At 55.3% G+C, this 21,193-nt stretch carries 14 protein-coding genes; 3 read left to right on the plus strand and 11 right to left on the minus strand.

Features of this window, described 5'->3' with window-relative positions; translation table 11 throughout:
* Nucleotides 1-193 precede the first annotated feature (193 nt).
* The 8 genes from E3U32_RS07030 to bcsR all read right to left on the minus strand — a co-directional run bounded on the left by E3U32_RS07030 (nt 194) and on the right by bcsR (nt 14,353).
* On the minus strand, nt 194-1,480 hold the full coding sequence (locus E3U32_RS07030; RefSeq protein WP_134348199.1) for a dicarboxylate/amino acid:cation symporter: 1,287 nt from the start codon (nt 1,478-1,480) through the stop codon (nt 194-196).
* Nucleotides 1,481-1,639: 159 nt separating this feature from the next.
* Nucleotides 1,640-3,646: a biofilm formation regulator HmsP gene (hmsP, locus tag E3U32_RS07035; protein WP_134348200.1), complete on the minus strand. Its 2,007-nt coding sequence runs from the start codon at nt 3,644-3,646 to the stop codon at nt 1,640-1,642.
* A 119-nt stretch (nt 3,647-3,765) separates the two neighbouring features.
* Nucleotides 3,766-7,263 carry a cellulose synthase complex outer membrane protein BcsC gene (bcsC, locus tag E3U32_RS07040; protein ID WP_134348201.1) on the minus strand — a complete coding sequence of 1,166 codons (3,498 nt, stop codon included), beginning with the start codon at nt 7,261-7,263 and terminating at the stop codon, nt 3,766-3,768.
* Nucleotides 7,245-8,351 (minus strand): cellulose synthase complex periplasmic endoglucanase BcsZ, encoded by a 1,107-nt coding sequence (gene bcsZ / locus E3U32_RS07045; RefSeq protein WP_134348220.1) that lies wholly within the window; start codon nt 8,349-8,351, stop codon nt 7,245-7,247. The genes bcsC and bcsZ overlap by 19 nt, the downstream gene beginning before the upstream one ends.
* Before the next feature lie 6 nt (nt 8,352-8,357).
* Nucleotides 8,358-10,778, minus strand: a complete 2,421-nt coding sequence (bcsB, locus tag E3U32_RS07050; RefSeq protein ID WP_134348202.1) for a cellulose biosynthesis cyclic di-GMP-binding regulatory protein BcsB — start codon at nt 10,776-10,778, stop codon at nt 8,358-8,360.
* A 10-nt stretch (nt 10,779-10,788) separates the two neighbouring features.
* Nucleotides 10,789-13,404: a UDP-forming cellulose synthase catalytic subunit gene (gene bcsA, locus E3U32_RS07055; RefSeq protein ID WP_134348203.1), complete on the minus strand. Its 2,616-nt coding sequence runs from the start codon at nt 13,402-13,404 to the stop codon at nt 10,789-10,791.
* Complete coding sequence (bcsQ, locus tag E3U32_RS07060) at nt 13,401-14,153, minus strand: cellulose biosynthesis protein BcsQ (protein WP_134348204.1); 753 nt, start codon at nt 14,151-14,153, stop codon at nt 13,401-13,403. Before bcsQ ends, bcsA begins: the two co-directional genes overlap by 4 nt.
* Before the next feature lie 11 nt (nt 14,154-14,164).
* Nucleotides 14,165-14,353: a cellulose biosynthesis protein BcsR gene (bcsR, locus tag E3U32_RS07065; protein WP_134348205.1), complete on the minus strand. Its 189-nt coding sequence runs from the start codon at nt 14,351-14,353 to the stop codon at nt 14,165-14,167.
* A gap of 174 nt (nt 14,354-14,527) precedes the next feature.
* On the opposite strand from bcsR, the gene bcsE reads away from it, so the two are divergent.
* From bcsE to bcsG, 3 genes are read left to right on the plus strand one after another with little or no spacing between them, the layout of a single operon-like run.
* Nucleotides 14,528-16,090 (plus strand): cellulose biosynthesis c-di-GMP-binding protein BcsE, encoded by a 1,563-nt coding sequence (gene bcsE / locus E3U32_RS07070; protein WP_134348206.1) that lies wholly within the window; start codon nt 14,528-14,530, stop codon nt 16,088-16,090.
* Nucleotides 16,084-16,281, plus strand: coding sequence for a cellulose biosynthesis protein BcsF (bcsF, locus tag E3U32_RS07075; protein ID WP_024908822.1), 198 nt, complete (start codon nt 16,084-16,086; stop codon nt 16,279-16,281). Before bcsE ends, bcsF begins: the two co-directional genes overlap by 7 nt.
* The gene (gene bcsG / locus E3U32_RS07080) at nt 16,274-17,953 is read left to right on the plus strand and encodes a cellulose biosynthesis protein BcsG (protein ID WP_134348207.1); all 1,680 of its coding nucleotides are present in this window, start codon (nt 16,274-16,276) and stop codon (nt 17,951-17,953) included. Before bcsF ends, bcsG begins: the two co-directional genes overlap by 8 nt.
* Before the next feature lie 48 nt (nt 17,954-18,001).
* Here bcsG and E3U32_RS07085 read toward each other — a convergent pair whose 3' ends face one another.
* Genes E3U32_RS07085 through murB form a run of 3 tightly spaced genes read right to left on the minus strand, consistent with a single transcriptional unit; the run spans nt 18,002 to nt 20,998 of the window.
* Nucleotides 18,002-18,994 carry a glycosyl hydrolase family 8 gene (locus E3U32_RS07085; protein WP_134348208.1) on the minus strand — a complete coding sequence of 331 codons (993 nt, stop codon included), beginning with the start codon at nt 18,992-18,994 and terminating at the stop codon, nt 18,002-18,004.
* Between the two features lie 16 nt (nt 18,995-19,010).
* A complete protein-coding gene (birA, locus tag E3U32_RS07090; protein WP_134348209.1) occupies nt 19,011-19,973 on the minus strand; it encodes a bifunctional biotin--[acetyl-CoA-carboxylase] ligase/biotin operon repressor BirA in 963 nt (320 codons plus the stop codon).
* The gene (murB, locus tag E3U32_RS07095) at nt 19,970-20,998 is read right to left on the minus strand and encodes a UDP-N-acetylmuramate dehydrogenase (RefSeq protein ID WP_134348210.1); all 1,029 of its coding nucleotides are present in this window, start codon (nt 20,996-20,998) and stop codon (nt 19,970-19,972) included. Before murB ends, birA begins: the two co-directional genes overlap by 4 nt.
* Nucleotides 20,999-21,193 lie beyond the last annotated feature (195 nt).

Consider the following 21,193-nt stretch of genomic DNA (forward strand, 5'->3'; position numbering starts at 1 on the left):
AGTGTCTCGCGACGCGCTTCACTCTTAAAGATGACGATGAAAACACGTCGATTAGACCGCGCGTTCGGCAAAACGTCACGGTCAGAAGTGAAATATACCCAAAAAAAATCTTGTCGAATTATGACAGGTACGAACAGTTATTATGCGCAGGAGCCCGCATCCCGACAAGGGAATACGGGCATTTGTGACAAGATTAAGAGGATAAGCCAGGATTTTTGCTGTCAGTTGAACGGTTATTCAGAGTATCGTCGAGCTTTTTGTGATCCAGCTCTTTCACCCATTTCGCCACCACAACCGTTGCCACGCCGTTACCCACCAGGTTGGTTAACGCACGCGCTTCAGACATGAAGCGGTCAATACCCAGAATCAACGCCAGACCCGCCACCGGCAGGTGACCCACTGCTGAGATGGTGGCAGCCAGCACGATAAAGCCGCTGCCCGTCACGCCTGCTGCGCCTTTAGAGGAGAGCAGGAGCACCACCAGCAGGGTAATCTGATGGAAAATGTCCATATGGCTGTTGGTCGCCTGCGCGATGAACACGGCCGCCATCGTCAGGTAGATCGAGGTACCATCAAGGTTAAAAGAGTAACCCGTCGGGATCACCAGCCCGACCACCGATTTACGGCACCCCAGCTTTTCCATCTTATCGAGCATGCGCGGCAGAGCCGATTCTGAAGAGGACGTCCCCAGCACAATCAGCAGCTCTTCGCGAATGTAACGGATAAATTTGAAGATGTTGAAGCCTGTCGCGCGGGCAATGGAGCCCAGAACCACAACCACGAAGAGGATACAGGTAATATAGAAGCAGATAATCAGCTGACCCAACTGCACCAGCGTACCGACGCCATACTTACCGATGGTGAAGGCCATCGCACCGAAGGCACCAATCGGCGCCAGGCGCATGACCATATTGATGATGCCGAAGATCACCTGCGAGAAGCTTTCGATCACATTAAAGATAAGCTGGCCTTTGCTACCCAGACGGTGCAGGGCAAAACCAAACATCACGGCGAACAGCAGCACCTGCAGGATGTTACCGCTGGCGAACGCGCCAATGACGCTACCAGGTATTATGTCCAGCAGGAAGGCTACCACGCCCTGATCCTTCGCCTGCTCGGCATAAACCGCGACCGCTTTGGCATCCAGCGTCGACGGGTCAACGTTCATACCCGCGCCTGGCTGCACCACGTTGACGATGATCAGACCGATAATCAGCGCAAGGGTACTGACCACTTCAAAATAGAGAAGCGCCACTGCACCGGTACGACCTACCGCCTTCATGCTTTCCATGCCAGCGATGCCCGTCACTACCGTACAGAAGATCACCGGGGCGATGACCATTTTGATGAGCTTAACGAACGCGTCGCCAAGCGGTTTCATTTGCGCGCCCAGTTCGGGGTAATAGTGACCCAGCAGAATACCGATGGCGATGGCTGTCAGGACCTGGAAGTAAAGACTTTTGAAGAGTGAGGTTTTCATAAGGTGTCCTTGGGAAGAAAAACCACAGGCTTTGTAAGGTTATGGTTAACCTGCGGCTTTAAAATAACACCCACATAACAGGACAGAAATAAACTCAGTTCAAATTTGAAACACAAATGTTAAGAACTTTGAGCTGGCTCGCACAAGCCAGCAACAAAATTACACGTTTGCGTGATTCTCACTGCCAGAAAGGTATCGTTCTTCAAAGACATCCGAAGGTACAGCAGGCGCAAAAAGGAAGCCCTGCCCGCTCTCCACGCCCGCCTCTGCCAGCCAGCTGCGTTGCGCTTCGGTTTCAATCCCCTCGGCAATAAGATGCAGATTGAGACTGCGCGCCATCTGGATAATCGCCTGCACCATGCTGCTGTCACCCGGCAGGCCGTCGACAAACGCTTTATCAATTTTTAATACATCCACCGGCAGGGTTTTCATGTGCTGGAGCTGGCGCAGCCCGGCGTATCCCATGCCAAAATCGTCCAGCGCAATGCGAATGCCGGCGTTACGCAGCGGCTTCAGAATCGCGACTGCCTCATTGGGGTCGTCAATGCGTCGGCTCTCTGTTACTTCCAGGGTCAACGTATCAGGCTTGATCCGGTAACGGTGGATCAGCTCCAGCATCTCTGAAACCATGGTCGGGTGCATGAGCTGCAGGGCAGACAAATTGACCGACAGCGGCAGCGTCACGCCACGCCCCTGCCAGGCGGCAAGCTGACGGCAGGACTCTTCCAGTATCCAATAGCCGACAGTGACCATCAGGCCGCAGGACTCAATGCGCTCAATCAGCCCCTCCGGCAGCTCCCATGAACCATCCGGCAGCTGCACGCGCAGCAGCGCCTCGGCGCTTTTCACTTCTCCCGTCAGCAAATTCACCTGCGGCTGTAGCCAGAGGGCAAACTGGTGGTTATCCAGCGCGGTCAGGATGTCGCTCTCTTCCGTCAGGCGCTGCTGCGCCTTTTCCATCTCTTCCGGTTCGAAGAACTGAATTTGATTTTTTCCTTTGCGCCGGGCGGTGAACGCCGCCGAGAACGCGCGCCGATAAAGCTGTTCCGCCGTTAAATCGCCATAGTACATCGCGATACCGATACTGGCGCTTGGACGAAGCTGGATACCCTGAATGGGCAGCCGCTCATTAATGACAGTGAGTACTTGCTGACCTAATGTGATCGCATGCCATGGCTCTTTCACGCCGTTGGCGATCACCACCAGGTCGTAACCGCTGACCTGGGTCAGCACCATGCGTGGGGCAAGGACAGACTTCACTTTTTCCACCAGGGTCAGCAGCAGCATTTCGCGCTGGCTCTCCTTGAGTACACCCGCCGTGTCCTGCAGGGTTTCACAGGCGATCGCCATCAGCGCCGTGGTTTGCTGGCGGGCAACGGTCTGCTCAAGCATCGCCATCAGGAAGGCTTTATTGGGAAGCTCCGACACCGGAAAGCGCGTGGCGCTGCTGTTTAACTCATCCTGCTGGCGCTGGATGCGCTTCTGGTTGAGGTTGTAGCTGCGCACCAGCATACCGATCTCGTCATCATGATGAAGACGCGGCACCTTAAGCTGATGGCCCATCTGATCCTGTGGAGAGAGCGTGTTCAGCTCCCGGGCAATATGGCGCAGCGGGTGGACAATCAGCCGGTTAATGCACCAGGTCAGCGCCACGCTGAGAATAAGCGTCATAAGTAAGCAAGTAGTCACTAACGTAACCACCCAACTCATGACGAATTTATACATGCGGTAGGAGTCCGCCTGTAACACCAGGTAGGCCAGCGGCTGTGGATTCGCAGGGCGTTCGAGCGAATAGACGGGAAGCGAAATTTGTACCGGCAGTTCGAACAGGCGCATCACCATCATCGGGACGGGACGCTCCGGGATAAAGCTCATCCGCAGCGCCTGAAACTGGTTGGGCAACACGACGTCCGCCCGGCTGACAATACCGGCTGGCTGAATACGTTTTAAAATGGTTTCCGCTTCGGGAATATCCCCTTTCAGGATAGAGGCTGAAAGCGGGCCGCGCACCGAGCGGGCGATACTTTCTAACTGCGAAGCCGTGTTATAGCGATTCTGCTGTACGGAATGAAACAGCAAAATTACGCAGAAGAGCAGTACAAACAGCATGGTGACGGCAGACACCATCGCCATCTGTTTGATCGTTAAAGAACGGCTGACACGCAAAATGACTCTCCACAAAACTCAAAGCGCAGGGCGCACCAGGGTGTAAACCTGGCGCGCCTGAGTATACCCGATTGCTGCGCTATTAAGAGAGACTTACAAATGGATTAAGGAAAATCCGATTACCAGTCCGCGTAAGGGATGAGCGGCTGCGGCGGTAAGTCCATATCGCCCTGCCAGCCTGCAGCAGAGTAGCGTACATATAACAGCGCATGGCTTGGGGTATAGTCTTTCGCTTGCTGGATATCCACGCCCACGCCGACAAACCAGTTGGATGTTACCCGGCGCTCGATAATGGCCCGCGCGGTGTAACCGGTGCCTGAGGACGAGCTGCCCGTTTCGGGATCGTGTTTATCGGAATACATCGGGTCGCCATTGGCATCGACCTGGTTATCCGGGATCAGACTCTGGATAGGATAACGCATCCCGTCTTTGGTTTTTGAATGGGACCAGGACACCGAGCCACCCAGCTCCCAGGACCAGTTCTCCGTGCGTTTACGCCAGGTTACCGGCAGTGCAAAGGAGACATATTCCTGCGGGCTGTAATAACCGCCCTGACCCAGGGTATAACCGCTCAGGTCCTTGTCGTAGTGCCAGAGCATATTGGAGACGCCGACCGTCAGGCGCTCATTATTTTTATTAATGAGCTTGTAGTAGTAACCCGTCATCCAGCGGACGCGCCAGTTATCCTCCACATTTTTACCCGTCAGCGTTTCCGCGTTCAGGCTTGACCAGACGCCGTGCGCTTCCCCTTTGTCGTAGCTCATACTTACGCCGCCGCCGGTGGCGCGAACACCGCCCCACGTGGTGCCGGTATTGGTATCTTTTTGCCCGGCGAAGGCCAGCAGAGAGCTGGAGATTGGCCGGCGATGGGCGTTAACGGTATAGCCGATAGGCCCCAGATCGCTGCTGTAGCTGACGCCACCTACTACGTCGACGACGTCAAAGCCCATTGGGGTGGTACCAATGTCCATTGCCCAGGTTTTGTTCTGCCAGCCGACGGCAACGCTCGCGCCATTGTCTGACTGATGGGTATTGCCGCTACACGGCGTCGCAGAACAGGTACCCCAGTTCGGATCGTACTTCCCGTCTTTCGTCGCAAACGAACCGGCATCCATATTGACCAGATCGCTGCGGAAGAACATCCGTCCATCAGAGAGCGGCGCATCAACCTGTAGCATGGTGGTATGTGCTTTCAGATCGGAATACCCGCCCGTACCGCTGGAGCCCCAGTAATCATGCTGCAGCGTGACGTTAACATCCTGCTGACGGTACAAGTCACCGGCGTCGCTACGCACGCCGCGCTTCAGCCAGTCATCTTTTTCATCGTTACGCGTCAAGCGGGTGAAACTGTCGTTGTCAGCCGGACGCGTCGTCGTAATGCCAGTCGACACCATCGCATCTTTATAGGTTTCCAGCGCCTGCTGGGGCTGGCCATTTTGTGCCTGGAAACGCGCGGCATCACGCAGCACCAGCGCGTTTTCCATAGAGGCGGGCTGCGATTTAGCCTGCGGAATAATTTTGTTGAAGGTCTGCTCTGCGGCGGCGGAATCGCCCAGGCCTGCCTGCGCCATCGCAATCCGGCGCTGCATATTGAGCGACAACGGCTGGCCGTTTTGCGCGGCGGGCAGTTTCGCCAGCTCCGCGCGCGCAGCGTCTTTGTCGCCTTGCGCACTGTAGATTTCGGTCAGGCCGAGGATCGCGTCTTCGTTCTGCGGCTCGCGCTGCAGCACAGTGCTGTAGGCCGTTTTCGCCGCGTCGAGATCGCCACGCTGCTGCGCCCAGTCCGCCAGCGTGAGGTCAATACGGGTAGAGGTCGGCTGCTGGCGAAGGAGATTCTCCGCCTCCTGCTCTTTGCCGCTGTCACGCAGACGGTTGGCGGTTTCCAGCACCTGATTGCTTTGCAGGCGGTCGGCAAGCTCCTGAATATTGCCGTTCCACTGGCTGCGCGACAGCGTGTCCAGATGCGCCAGCGCGGCCCGGTCCTGATCGTTTCCGGAAAGATACAGCCCGTTGGCATAAACCTGATCCGGATCGGCCGGTTTCTGGCTGGCAAGCTGACGCATCAGGGTATCCGCCTGGCTGCGCTGGCCTGCGCTGTAGAGATCGCGCGAGAGGCGGTACGTTATCCACACGTCGCCCGGAGAGAGCGCCAGACGACGACGCTGAATATCTGCTGCCTGCGCGTATTTACCCTGATTCTCCAGCTGTTCTGCCTGGGCGGACAGCTGCTCGTTAGTCAGGCTACGTTCAATATCATCAATGCTGCGGCGCTGGCTGGCGGAGAGAGACTGGATAAACTGCGAGGCTTTCTCCGGCGACTGCGCGCGATAAATATTGGCCAGGCCGCGGACCGCATTGCTGTTGCCGCTGTCCATACGCAACGCCTGGCGATAATAACGTTCCGCCGCGTCGTTATCTTTACGTGCCGCGGCGGCATCTCCCAGCCCCAGCACGGCATAGCTGTCGGTATTATCGATATTGCGTGCCTGCTGGTAGTAACGCTCCGCCTGAGCCGGGTTATTCGCCTTCAGCGCCGCATCGCCCTGCTGGATCAGCAGCCAGTAACGGTTAACCTTCAGCAAACTGTCCCATTTTCCCCGGTTATCGCTCTGCGGATCGAGGGCAATCGCCTTTTCAAACTGTGCCACCGCGCGGGCACGGTCGCCTTTCTGGGAATAAGCCTGTCCAAGGGCACCCACCGCTTCACTGTCGGTATGGTTGGCGCTGACGGCTTTTTGCAACTCCGCCACCGCCTTATTGCCCTGACCGGCATCCACCGCCGCCAGCCCTTCCGCTTTCGCGCGAAACGCCGGGTCAGCGAGCTGTTTTTGCTGCGCTTCAAGCTGGGCACGCGCCGCCGCAACGCTATCACCGTCGCTGAATACGCTCAGGTATTTTTGCAGCGCGCTGACGCTGGCGCTGCTGGCAGGCTGGCCTTTAATTTGGTCATACCACATATCAGACGCCTGATTGCGGCCACTGGTAGATTTGGCCATCTCCTGCAACACCGCAAAGCCTTCATCACGTCGTCCGCTCTGGAACAGAAGTTGGGACAGCGTCGCCTGCAGCTGTGTATTTCCGGGGCTGCTGGTATTTATTTTCTTGAGCTGGTTGATAGCCGCACTGCGGCGGGCAGGATCTTTCGCCACGACGTTCCAGTATTCCGTCGCCACGTCGCCACCCGGCGGGTTGCCGTCAAACAGCTTGTCATAGGCGGCAATGGCTTCCTGCGTGTGTCCCGTTGTGGCGAGCAATCGCGCCTGCTGAAGCTGCTGGCGACCATCCGGGGTGGAAAGCAACATCGTGTTGCGCGAGGACTGGTACGCACTCGAGCCCGGTGCGATCCCTTTCAGACGATCCAGCTCTTTTTGCGCGCCGGCGTTATCGCCCTGACGCAGCAGATAGCGAAAGCGTGCGGCAATCACGTCAGGGTTGTTCGGGTCAATCAGCTCAAGGCGATAGAGCGACTGACGAACCAAATCCTCACGCTGTGTCGATTCACCCAGACGAACCTGCTCCAGCAACTGTTTCTGCTGCGGAGAGTTGGCGGCCTGGGCCCACGGCATAAGCGCCAGGCCAAGCGATAAACTGAGTAGATTTACTGTGAACTTGCGCATTCCTGGCCCCAATCCGGTATTAATTCACCTTTAGCGGTGAAGCGAAAACGATGCTGATCCCATCCTTGACCAAAGAGAGTCAGTACGTAACTGTAATAGGCATTGTTATCGGGAAAATGGTCTGCAACGCGCTGGCGCTGAACCGCCTGGGCATCACGCTGTTGTAAAAACGGCAGCATGACGGCAGAAAACCCGACCGGGCCATTCCCGGTGCGTTTACCCGTCGCCACATCCACTTTCTCCGGCGGCACACCCCGTTTCATTGTCTTTGCCGCCATCGGCTTGAAGCGCGTCAGCAGCCGGGCTTTCTGAGGATCTTTATCACTCATCATTCCCACCCAGAGATAAACGCGGATGGCGTCGTAGCCACCCACCAGCGACTTATCCTGCTGTAACCGCCAGCCTCTGTTTTTCTGATACTGCACCCAGTCCGGCGAAAAACCTTTCGGCGCGCTCTCCAGCAGCAGGCGCAAATTGGTTTCACGAAGCTGGGTCCACGGGGTACCAAAACGCGTGAAATAACTCGCTAACTGGGGAGGAAGATAACTGGGGTTAAAGCGCCAGACGTTTTCATCGGCAAAACCAACTTTACCAGGAAGCAGCATTACGCCGAGCCCCGGCACTTTCACCACTTCCTCGCTGGCAATGCGTTTCAGCAGTGCCTTACCCGTGCGGGTATAGTCCGGATGTTTCCACAACCGACCCGCTTCGAGCAGTGACCAGGCGATCCAGACATCGGCATCGGAGGCGGAGTTAGTGTCAATGACCGCCCACTTTTCTTTATCTTTCTGGCCCCATAGCCAGGCAGGAAGATGGTCGTTGAGATTACCGCTGGCAAGATTATCGCGCGTCCACGTCAGCAGTTGATCAAACGCGTTGCGATCGTTCGCCGCCAGGGCAAAGAACAAGGCGTAGCTTTGCCCTTCCGAGGTCGTAATTTTGCGCGTGTCACTGGGATCAATGACACGCCCGCCCTCACTGATGTAATCCTTTTTAAACTGCTCCCAGGCAGGCCAGGTACAGGCGGCGCGAAGAGGGAGCGCCGCCAGCATCAACGCTGCTAATGCACACCAGCGAAAGGCTTTCATCACATCTTACTCATCCGGGTTCAGACGACGACGGCTGATGATTCGCAGCAGACGCCACAGTACCCATGCCAGCAATACCACACTGACCGCAGCCAGGATGGCGAGCAGAACCGGATGGTTAGACATCGCATACCACAGGCGTTCGAACCACGGCAGATGGCCCACATAGTACACATCGCCCACTCGCAGGCTATTGACGCCGGACTCACGGATCACCGACACAGAGCCAAACATCGCGGCACGTTTACCGCTGTCGTTCATGGCCGTATTAAGCAGTTCATACCCGCGCGGGCTGTCCGCAAGCAGAGCCACCACGCTGCGCTGTTCGTTGTAAGGGGACTGGAAGCCCACTACCGCGGCCATTGCCCCCTGAGACGTTACGGTTGTCTGTGCGCTGGCCTGACGATCGTTCACATCCGGCATAATGCTCGGGAACTCGGTCTGGCGCAGCGGCGTGTTAACCCAGGACTGGGCCGCTTTCACCAGCAGATCGATACGTTTGTCATCCTTCAGCTTGTCCGGGATGCTCCCGATCACCAGGATATCAGCGTCTTTGTTCTGAATCTGGCTGCCATCGTCCGTTAACGTGACGTTAATTGCCGGCAATCCTGTCTGCCCCCCAACGGTCGCCATGGTGTCCAGCAGGGTTGTCACCTGTCCTTCGTTTGGCGCTTTTGGCATCACTACAATGGACTCAGAGAGGTCGGCCATGCGGCTGAACGGGAAGCCCGCATTGGCAAAGGCACGCAGATCCGGCATCGCCAGGAAGTGATAGTACTTCGAGAAGTCGATGGTCGACTCATCACCAATCACGACGTGGTTCTGAACCGGCTGGAAGGTGATGCAGTTCTCAGCCGAACCGCCAGGCATCGGGTTCATGTACTGGAAGTCAAAGCGCAGCTGGTTTATCGCGCCAAGCTTCAGCGCCGGGATAGAGACATCCGTTTTACCGTCCAGCAGACCCTGCAACACCGGCAGGCGAAGCATCAGTCGGTTAGTATCCTGCGTGCTTTGCAGGCTGAACGATTGCAGAAACTGGTTGTTCAGGCTGATATCCATGCGCGAGCTGTCTTTGGTCGCTGGCGCGGTATAACGGTAGTTCAGATTAATATCAATGCCGTTGGTACGCAGCAGGTACAGATCCGGCGGTAGATTCATTGACAGGCTAATCGGCGCGGGCTCAAGCCCCGTCGCCTGCAGCTGTTCTTCATAGGTTTTCAGTTCGCCAAATGTTACCGCACGATCGGTACGCACCCAGTTTGGCGCATCGTAAGGTTTACGGGCCAGCAGCGGTTTGACCTCATCAACCACAACGCTGTTGCCACGGAAAAGAACATTGCCCTGGGCAATCGCTTTTGCTGCCTGCACCAGATCTTTATCGTCACGACCAAAGACCACCAGCAGCTTCACGTACGGATTTTCCGGGTGGCTTATCATTTCCACAGTCGGCGCTTTGACGTCCGGATGATCGCGCAGGAAGGCCGGGCGTTTGGCGTTGGTTGCAAACACAATGGCATTTCTGTCCGGCAGTTTGTCGTACATCGCCGGGAAGCTCTGTCCACGCCAGCCGGCACGTGAACCAAACCAGGACGCCACGATGGTGGCCGCCAGTTGCTCGGTCACGTCCGGGGACGACGCAAACACCATTGGCAGGGTGAGCGGACGGTTATCACGTGGATCAAAGAACGGAACCGGGAAGGCCGACAGATCGTTTTTCAGCGCCAGCGACTGGTAGGTCATCTGCAGCGAGGAGTTACGCCCGACGTCCATCCACAGCGTGTTGCTGGCAGGGTTTTCGCAGACATCACGGTAGTGACCGACAAACTCCAGACGGATACGGTTAAAATCAGTAATGAACAGCGGGTTGATCGGCACCTGCGCCTGGGTTTTCTTACCGAGCTGCTCTTTCGTGACCGGCAGTACGTCCATCAACTCGTCATTCAGGTAGACCTTCAGCTGAGACTGTGTCGGCAGCAAAGACGGCGACGGGGTGTATTCAAGGTTCAGCACCGCATTAGAGACGACCTCATCGCTGCGCATGCCAAATTCTATGCCGCCGTTAGGGTTGATGCCACGCAGCACCATACTGCCCGGAGGCGGCGCAATTTGCGCGAAGGTCAGCTTCACGTCCCGCGACGGCGCGTTGTCCGCGACGACTGGCGCATTCGCACCCCGGACGCCCGGCATCACCTGCCCGATGACCTGGCTGTCTGCCGGCAGGGTGTTCCCCTCCGTTGGCTGGTTCGGCATGATGTTTTCTGTTTGACCAGGTGCCGCAGTGACAACCGGATCGGTTGCTTGCGCGACGACAGGTACCGTTGGCGCAGGCGTTGCCGCTGCGTTACCAGGTGCTGCGTTAGCCATTGTTGCGGGGAGGGCATTCATCCCCATTGCCACTGCACATAACCAGGAAAGTTTTGTTTTCATCGCGTTATCATCATTGTTGAGCCATAACCGGGTCCGCCTGCTTCGCCTCATCCCGCTCAGGACGACGAGGAATGAACGACACGACCCAGGAAACCAGCGAAGTAAGTGACCGGAAAATTAATTTCACCGACGACGGGGCAAATTCTGCAAGGTGACGATAGCCACGGAACCCCAGCTTCAGAATATCCAGCAGGCTTTCCAGAGGTTTATCTTCCGGGAAGCTGTCCTGCCAGAGAGCCCACGTGTCCGCGCGAGCAAACGTACACTGCACAAAATCGATATGTTGCTTTTTGGTCAACGGCATCAGTTGCAGACCGACTTCATTGCCCGTCACACGAACGACCTGCGTCGGGAAAACGTACTCCTGCTGACCGCGCTTAAGCAGCAGGTTCACTTTCTGCCCTTCCAGCACCTTCGCCTGACCGTTGATTTTGATCCCCAGACCACCGTCAGAGAAGTCGTGCACGGTACAGGAGAAGAGATGTCCATCTTCACGGGCAATCGCCGCAGGCATGCAGATTTCCACACGATGCGCGCGACGAACCTGTTTGCTCTCCACCGATACCGCCACCGCGCCACCGAGGATAATCAGGTTGTAGAAGACCCAGGCCATACTCACGAATACCGTCAGGATCTCGTTTTCAGGGCCGTAGAAGTAACGCCAGATACCCGCGATGACGCCAACAATATTCAGCAGCACAAGGAAGATATACGGACGGGAGATCACCCAGTCGACATACTCTTCTTCCACCAGACCGCCCTTCGCGGTGACGTTGAATTTACCTTTGTGCGGGTTAATCAGCGCCACCATTGTCGGCGGCGCGATGTACCAGGCCAGCACCGTTTCGTAGATTTCACTCCAGAAGGAATGGCGGTATTTACCCTGAATCTTCGAGTTCGTCAGGCTCGCGTGGATCATGTGCGGCAGAACAAACAGCGCAATCATCAGCGCGGGGGCGTAAATGATATAGGCGTGAAGGAGCAGGAACGCCAGCGGCGCGGTCAGGAAGATCAGCCGCGGGATACCGGATAAGAAGTGGAACATGGCGTTGACGTAGCAAAGACGTTGCGCCAGCTTGAGCCCTTTCCCTATCAGTGGATTATCGAGACGGAAAATCTGCACCATGCCGCGAGCCCAGCGAATACGCTGACCAATGTGCGCCGACAGTGACTCCGTTGCCAGACCGGCTGCCTGAGGAATACGCATATAGGCGGAGGTATAGCCACGACGGTGCAGGCGCAGAGAGGTGTGCGCATCTTCCGTGACCGTTTCGACCGCAATACCGCCAATTTCATCCAGCGGTTTACGGCGGATAACCGCACAGGAGCCGCAGAAGAAGGTGGCATCCCACATGTCGTTACCGTCCTGCACCAGGCCATAGAACAGCGTGCCTTCGTTCGGGGTTTTACGGAAACGACCAAGGTTACGTTCGAACGGATCCGGTGAGAAGAAATGGTGCGGCGTCTGCATCATCGCCAGCTCTTTCTCTTTCAGGAACCAGCCCATGGTCATCTGCAGGAAGGAGCGCGTCGGCACGTGGTCACAGTCAAAGATCGAGACAAACTCCCCTGTGGCATACTTCAGCGCGTTGTTGATGTTCCCGGCTTTAGCATGCTCGTGAGTCGGGCGAGCGATGTACTCGACGCCAACTTCCTCTGCGAACTGGCGAAACGCCGGACGGTTGCCGTCATCCAGGACCCAGACTTTAAGCTTATCCTTCGGCCAGTCGATGCCCAGCGCGGCATAGATGGTGTTCTTTACCACGCTCAGGTCTTCGTTGTAGGTCGGTACGAAGAGATCGACGGTCGGCCACTGCGTGGTGTCTTTTGGCAGCGGCACCGGCTGGCGGTTGAGCGGCCAAATCACCTGGAAGTAGCCCAGCACCAGCACAATCCAGGCGTAGGTTTCAGCAAACAGCAGCACCAGGCCGCACACCAGGCTGACCGGGTCGTCCCAGTTCAGGGTTGAGGTATAACGCCACCAGATGTAGCGACAGGAGACGGTCAACGACAGCACAATCAGCATCAGCGCCGAGAAGCGGCCCGGAATACGGCGGACCAGCAGCGCCACGCCCCACAGCAGGATCAGGAAGGTGAACTGCGCCAGAGGGTTAAAGGGTTGCGTAATACAGACCAGCGCCAGTATGAGCGAGAACACGACGATGACGCCGAGAATAAAACGCCGCAAGCCCGGGTGGAGATGTCCGAGTTCTTTATGGTTATCCAGATGGCTGGTCTTATCGCTCACGCTGTTGGGCAGTCTGTCCAGCCACTGATGGTAGCGTTCACGTAACTGTTGCACGCGGGAGAAGCTGCGCCAGTGCGGCGTTTTTTTCTCCGAACGGGAGGAAGTGGCCACCAGCCAGATGGCCTGAATAAGATAACGCGCCGGGTCCAGAGGCCGCGGCCGATCGGGATTAATGTGCGGATATAATTCACTGTGTCGTGCACGCATGCGCTGCCAGCGCGGGTGTTCAAGTGGAATGAACATCCAGGCCAGAATCATCCAGAAACAGCCGAGCGCGGCGCTAAATGCCGAAGCACCATGCCGGCGGAAATGCCGGTAATGTTCGCTCAAACGCGAACTGACCGGTGGGATGAGTAACCAGCTGGCGAGACGACTCATACAGAACTCCCTGCAGGCTCCGCCCTGTTGGCGAAGTTCAGCAGACACCAGTTAGCCAGCGTCAGAATTTCTTCTGCCGCCAGTGAATCGCTGCGGTATTCGCCGAGCGGTTGCTTGGACGCAAGACATTCCGCCATTCCCTCATCACGATGGATGACAATGGGAAGCAGACGGCGCTGGCTTTGCAGCCAGACCTGATACAGATCGTCCTGGATCTGGCTGCCAATGCGCAAATCGTTAATCAGGATATGGCCATTTTGCGGTAGCCCCTGCTGATGCAGACGGATATGGCAATTCGCATCAACGTTGACGATCGAGAGTACCTGATCGCACTGTGCGATAAGCTGTCGGGTCAGCGTGCCGGCACCGTGCGGCAGATCCAGCAGGATCCACTGGTAGTGCCCCTTTTCTTTCAGGCTCTGCAGCGCAAGCGTGAACTGAGAAAACAGGCGCTGATACGCGGCTTCATTCTCGCGTTCCGTTGTGGTCAATTGACCAAACGGCAGCAAATCAAGCTGGGAGGTATAGCGCATACCTGCATCCCGCCAGTCTTTGTCATCCAATAGCGCGCGGGCCCAGCCCTCATCGCGGGTAAAGTCGACGTTAAACGACATACGCAGCAAATTATCGGCGCAGGCGTCAATAACCAGCACCGATTCACCTAAAAGCTGTAATGACCACGCCAGCGCCGCGGTAACAGATGTGGTACCCACACCGCCACGGACACCCTGTAATCCGAGTATGGCCATCAATGGCTCCCTTATTGTTGATGGGCTAATTCAGCTAATAACGGCCAACGTTTAATAGCCGCAGCCAACTGTTCACGCTGGGAAATATCGGTGTAATCTATTTCAGGTAAAGAAAAGGCCTGCGTCAGCGCCAGAAAATCGTTTTGGAATGTGTAACCCAGAGTCGAATCGACTGGGGTACCGGGTTCATTATGATCCATTCTTTTTCCATCCCTTTGCGTAGAATCGCCCGATCAGAAGTAGCGAGGCATCCTGCCCTATGAAATTTCATTTACATGCTAAATCTGATGTTCTTTAATTTCAATGTTAGGTTTATTTCTACGCTTTCGCTAGTAAACTGAGATACAGATAAATTAGACGAAAAGAGGGACACCGTGGACTCCATATTTTCTATTGGCATCCAGTCATTATGGGACGAATTGAGCCACATGCCAGTCGGAGGAGTCTGGTGGATTAATACGGACCGTAATGAAGATGCTATCAGTCTGGTAAACCAGACAATTGCTGCTCAGGATAAGGATTCCCGCGTGGCCGTCATTAGCATGGGCGAAGACCCGAAGAAAATTATCACGCTTGAAAGTAACCGCGGCCCTCAGACGGTGCGATTATTTTCCATGACATCGGAAGCCGATAGTCTATACTTTTTGTCCCGCGATGTTCAGTGCACGATTGATCCCGATCACTATTTAGTGATCCTGAAATGTGCAAATAACATTCTGCAAAATTTCCCTGCTGAAAAATTGCTGCCGTGGCTGGAAAAAATCAATAAATGGGCAAAATTTCAAAATTGCACGCTATTGATAGTCAATCCCGGCAGTAATAATGACAAGCTGTTCTCACTGTTAATGAGCGAATATCGCTCCCTGTTTGGTCTGGCAAGTGTTCGTGACCAGGTGGGTAGCTATCTCTACGATATTGCATTCTGGTGTAATGAAAAAGGCGTGAGCGCCAGGCAACAGCTTACGCTGAAACATATTGAGGGCGAGTGGCACCTGGCGCAGCAGGAAGAAACCGTGGTGCAACCGCGCAGCGATGAAAAACGCATCCTGAGCCATATCGCGGTTTTAGAGGGGGCACCTGCCCTGTCGGAAAACTGGTCACTGTTTGAATCAAACGAAGCCCTTTTCCATGAAGCCCGCACCACCCAGGCGGCAACGCTTATTTTCTCATTGATGCAGAATAACCAGATTGAGACGCTGGCAAGGCAAATACATACCTTACGCCGCCAGCGTGGAAGCGCGTTAAAAATTATCGTGCGCGAAAATAATACCAGCCTGCGCGCCACCGATGAGCGTCTGCTTTTGGGCTGCGGTGCCAATATGGTTATTCCATGGAATGCCCCGTTGTCACGCTGCCTGACGCTTATCGAAAGCGTTCAGGGCCAGCAGTTTAGCCGCCATGTACCGGAAGATATTTCTACGCTGCTCTCCATGACCCAGCCGATGAAACTGCGGGGATACCAAAAATGGGATACCTTCTGCGACGCCGTTGGGAACATGATGAACAACACGCTCCTTCCCGCTGACGGAAAAGGGGTCATGGTTGCCCTGCGTCCTGTACCGGGTATCCGCGTCGAACAGGCGCTCACCTTATGTCGCCCGAACCGTACCGGGGACATCATGACCATTGGCGACAATCGGCTGGTACTGTTTTTGTCCTTCTGTCGGGTAAACGATCTCGATACGGCGCTTAACCATATCTTCCCCCTCCCTACCGGGGATATTTTCTCGAATCGTATGATTTGGTTCGAAGATAATTCTATCAGCGCGGAGCTGGTGCAGATGCGCGCGCTCCAGCCTGAACAATGGGCTAAACCGCTCGCGATGACGAGCGACGCCAAACCGATCCTCAATGCCAGACATGATGGACACGTCTGGCGTCGGGTGCCGGAGCCCCTTCGCTTATTAACAGACAACGCGGAGAACGCACCATCATGAATATCAGCGATATTATTCAACTGGTTATATTCTGTGCGCTGATCTTTTTCCCGCTTGGCTACTATGCGCGCCATTCCATACGTCGTATCCGCGATACGGCCAGAGTGCTGTTTATAAAACCTCGCTATGTTAAACCAGCCGGAACTCTGACACGGGCATCACACGTCAAGGCAGACCGAAAACATGACTAATTCTACCTATACCGCTTCGTCACCCTCGCCGCTCTGGCAATACTGGCGCGGTCTTTCCGGCTGGAACTTCTACTTTCTGGTGAAGTTTGGTCTGCTGTGGGCAGGCTACCTGAATTTCCATCCCCTTCTCAACCTGGTATTTATGGCCTTCCTGCTGATGCCTCTGCCGAATATCAGGCTGCATCGCTTACGCCACTGGGTAGCCATCCCTGTCGGCTTTGCGCTGTTCTGGCATGATACCTGGCTACCGGGGCCGGACAGTATTATGAGCCAGGGCTCGCAGGTGGCGGGGTTTAGTGCCAGCTACGTCCTCGACCTGACCGAGCGTTTTATTAACTGGCAGATGATAGGCGCAGTATTTGTGCTGCTGGTTGCCTGGCTGTTCCTGTCACAGTGGATCCGCGTCACGGTGTTTGTCGTCGCGATTATGATCTGGCTTAACGTGTTGACGCTGGCTGGACCAAACTTTTCGCTGTGGCCTGCCGGACAGCCGACCACCACGGTGACCACCACCGGGGGAAGCGCAGCGGCAACCGTCACAACGGCAGGCGATACGCCTGTAGTAGGCGATATCCCAACCCAGACGGCCCCGCCGACCTCCACCAATCTGAACGCCTGGCTCTCCAGTTTCTATACTGCGGAAGACAAGCGACAGACGAAATTCCCGGACGCGCTGCCGGCAGATGCTCAGCCGTTTGAACTGCTGGTGATCAACATCTGCTCTCTCTCCTGGGCCGACGTGGATGCCGCCGGTTTGACGTCTCATCCGCTGTGGTCGCATTTCGACATTCAGTTTAAAGATTTCAACTCTGCCACCTCGTACAGCGGCCCGGCGGCGATCCGCCTGCTCCGTGCAAGCTGTGGTCAGGCATCGCATAAAAATCTGTATCAACCCGCCGGCAACCAGTGTTATCTGTTCGATAACCTCTCAAAACTGGGCTTTACGCAGCATCTGATGCTGGGACATAACGGCCAGTTCGGTAACTTCCTGAAAGAGGTTCGCGAACAGGGTGGCATGCAGGCACCGCTGATGGATCAAACCGGGCTGCCGGTCTCTCTGCTGGGCTTCGACGGCTCGCCCGTTTATGACGATACCGCCGTACTGCAACGCTGGCTGCAGACCATCGAAAAAGACAGTAATCCGCGCAGTGCGACGTTCTTTAACACCCTGCCACTTCACGACGGTAACCACTTCCCGGGCGTGAGCAAAACGGCGGATTATAAAGTGCGTGCGCAGAAATTCTTTGACGAGCTGGACGCATTCTTCACGGAGCTGGAAAAATCAGGCCGTAAAGTGATGGTGGTTGTGGTGCCTGAGCACGGTGGCGCGCTGAAAGGTGACAGAATGCAGGTTTCAGGTCTGCGTGATATCCCAAGCCCGTCGATTACCAACGTGCCGGCAGGCATTAAGTTCTTTGGTATGAAGGCACCGCATCAGGGCGCACCGATTGAGATCACCCAACCAACCAGCTATCTGGCGATCTCAGAACTGGTTGCCCGTGCCGTTGACGGGAAGCTGTTTGTAGAAGATAGCGTTAACTGGGATCAGCTCACCAGCAAACTGCCGCAAACGGCAGAAGTCTCCGAGAACGCCAACGCGGTGGTGATTCAGTATCAGAATAAACCGTACGTTCGCCTGAACGGCGGGGATTGGGTACCGTATCCGCAGTAATAGGGTATGACGTCCCTCTCCCTGTCTGGGAGAGGGACAAGATCGACATTATTGCTGGGCGATCCACACCAGCATTTTCAGGCTTGCCGAATAGTAGTCGTCTTTAGACGTGATTTCGGGTTCTCCGGAAGACTGTCCCATTGTTAAATCGCGTACAGCCAGCAGACCGCCTTCCATCATGTAGGGAGCATATTCGTTGGTCGTGACGTTAACCCAGGCAGGCGTTTGTTCCCGAGGGAACTGACCGAACCAGGCTTTCCATGGCGTCAGCAACGGGCTTTGTTTATCGGACCAGGCTACGTACAACGGAATACGAATCGCGTCGTAGCTCATGCGCGGCGCCCAGCCTGTGGCCGGTGCCAGCTTGCCACCTGATGCCAGTGAAACCCAGTCAGCGGGCAGATTTGCTTTACCCGAGCCCATTTTGACCAGCAGACGTTTCCCGTCTTTAATTAATTCACGCCAGACCGGCAAATGACTGCGCCCGGCAAAAGCCTGCCAGGCCGGAAACACAAAATAGGAAGGATTAAGGACCACTTCACCCTCAAGCTTAAATCCCTGGGCGCCGGGCAACATCACGCGGTAACCCGCATAGCGGATCACGTTGTGGCCAATCAGTGCTTTTGTAATCGCATCCGATGCGGCGCTGTAGCGTTTGTCATGCCAGCGAGCATCGGCTTTTAACAACGCCCAGGCTATCAGCACATCGCCATCTGCGGCGTTGTTTTTGTCGGCGATCGGGTTGGTCTCTGCGGGGTTATAACGCCAGTAAAACAGGCCGTTCTCTTTGTTCTTCAGCCGGCTGTCTGTCCATTGCCAGAGCTTATCGAACGTGGCTTTATCGTCATTGGCCACTGCCATCAGCATGGCAAAACCCTGACCTTCCGTATGCGAAACGCCGCCATTGCCGGTATCGACAATGCGGCCGTCCGGTTTGAAAAAGCGTGCCTTGTAACTTTCCCAGGCCTGACCTGCATGAGAGAGAGGAGAGAACAGCACACTCATCATCACAGCCAGCGTAGCGCAGACGGGTTTTCGCATAATTAACTCAATCCGGTTATTCAGCACTTCGCAGTGAAATCTCACCGCCCACCCAGGGTTTGATCACGCCATTCTGCTCCAGGAGCAACGCGCCCTGAGCGTCAATACCGCGGGAGGTACCGTAGATCTCTTTATCACCAATAAGCAATTTCACCGGACGGTTGATAAAGTTATCCAGCTTTTCCCAGCGAGACAGGAACGGTGCCAGCCCTTCCTGTTCAAAAAGCGTGAGTGAGCTGCGCAACTCTTTAATCATACGCACGGCGAGGGTGTTACGATCGATAACGATGCCCGCCTCCTGAAGGTTAGTCCAGGCCTGATTCACCACATCATTTTGTACATTGCGCATGACCATATTCAGGCCCGCGCCAATGACAATTTGCGCTGCATCACCGGTTTTTCCCGTCAGTTCGACCAGAATGCCGGCAAGTTTACGATCGTTTAGGTAAAGATCATTCGGCCATTTTACACGGACTTTATCCGCACCCAGATCGTGCAGTACTTCTGCCATAACAATGCCGATGACCAGACTCAGGCCAATGGCAGCGGCAGGCCCCTGCTCCAGGCGCCAGTACATGGAGAGATAGAGATTCGCGCCAAATGGTGAGAACCATTTGCGGCCGCGACGACCACGCCCGGCCTGCTGATACTCGGCAACACAGGCATCGCCGGATTTCAGCTCGGGCAGACGATCCAGCAGATACTGGTTCGTCGAATCAATCACCGGCAGCACCGCAATATTGCCGTGTCCAATCTGGCTGCGGATCGCTTCTTCATTCAGCAATTGAATAGGCTCCGGCAGGCTGTACCCTTTTCCGGGTACCGTGAACACATCAACACCCCAGTCGCGGAGCGTCTGAATATGCTTATTGATACCGGCACGGCTCATGCCTAGCTGCTCACCCAACTGCTCGCCAGAATGAAACTCACCGTCAGCGAGAATGCTAATCAGGGTTAAGGGGATGGTATTGTCTTTCATGCGATAGCCTCCACGGCATTAACTTCACCTGTGCGGCCAATGAAGCGAACTTCTGGCTCCAGCCAGACGTTAAACTTTTCACCCACACGCTGGCGAATATCATGTGCCAGCTGTACAACATCATCGCTGGTCGCATCGCATTGATTAATCAGTACCAGAGCCTGCTGTTGATGAACGGCAGCACCTCCAACAGAAGTGCCTTTTAGCTGGCATTGATCGATAAGCCATCCTGCAGCCAGCTTCACGCTGCCATCCACTTGAGGGTAATGTGGCGCAGTTGGCCATCCACCAAGAAGGACTTTTGCATTTTCGCTGCTGATAACCGGGTTTTTGAAGAAGCTTCCTGCATTTCCATTGATTTTTGGATCAGGAAGTTTGGTCATCCGCATATGGCAAACCGAATCAAAAACATCGCGGGGAGTAACGGTAGCCGGATCGAGACGCGTTAAATCACCGTAGGTCAATACGGGCTGCCAGTTCTTCGACAAACGCAGACCCACGGCGACGATCGCATAGCAATCCTGATACTCATGTTTGAAGATACTGTCACGATAGCCAAAACGGCACTGTTCAGCCGTTAAACGTTTAGCCGTTCCGGTTGCGAGCTCGATGCAGTCGACATATTCACAGACATGTTTCAGTTCGATGCCGTAGGCACCGATGTTTTGAATGGGTGACGATCCGGCGCAGCCTGGAATAAGCGCGAGGTTTTCCAGACCCGGCATCCCTTTTTCGAGGGTAAATTGCACCAGATGATGCCAGTTTTCTCCGGCCCCCACATGCACATGCCAGGTATCGGCACGCTCTTCCACATCAATTCCCATGATGCGGTTAACGATCACCGTTCCCGAAAAATCTTCAAGAAACAGGACATTACTTCCTTCGCCCAGAATCAGTACGGGTTCATTATTTTCTGTTGCGCTTTGCCATGCATCCAGCAGTTGCTGTGCAGTATCGGCACGTACAATGTTCTTAGCATTCCGTTGAATGCCAAAGGTATTCCAGGGCTTAAGGGAGTGGTTCATAGACGCTATCCTGATGCAAAAACGCAGATAGTTTACCGTATAAGCAGGGTATTGGGGGATTAGTTTGTGCAGCGTATAAACGCAAAAAGGCCATCCTTGCGGATGGCCTCTCTACTTAATTGATGCCTGGCAGTTCCCTACTCTCACATGGGGAGACCCCACACTACCATCGGCGCTACGGCGTTTCACTTCTGA

The sequence above is a fragment of the Lelliottia nimipressuralis genome (genome assembly GCF_004402045.1).
GTDB lineage: Bacteria > Pseudomonadota > Gammaproteobacteria > Enterobacterales > Enterobacteriaceae > Enterobacter > Enterobacter chinensis.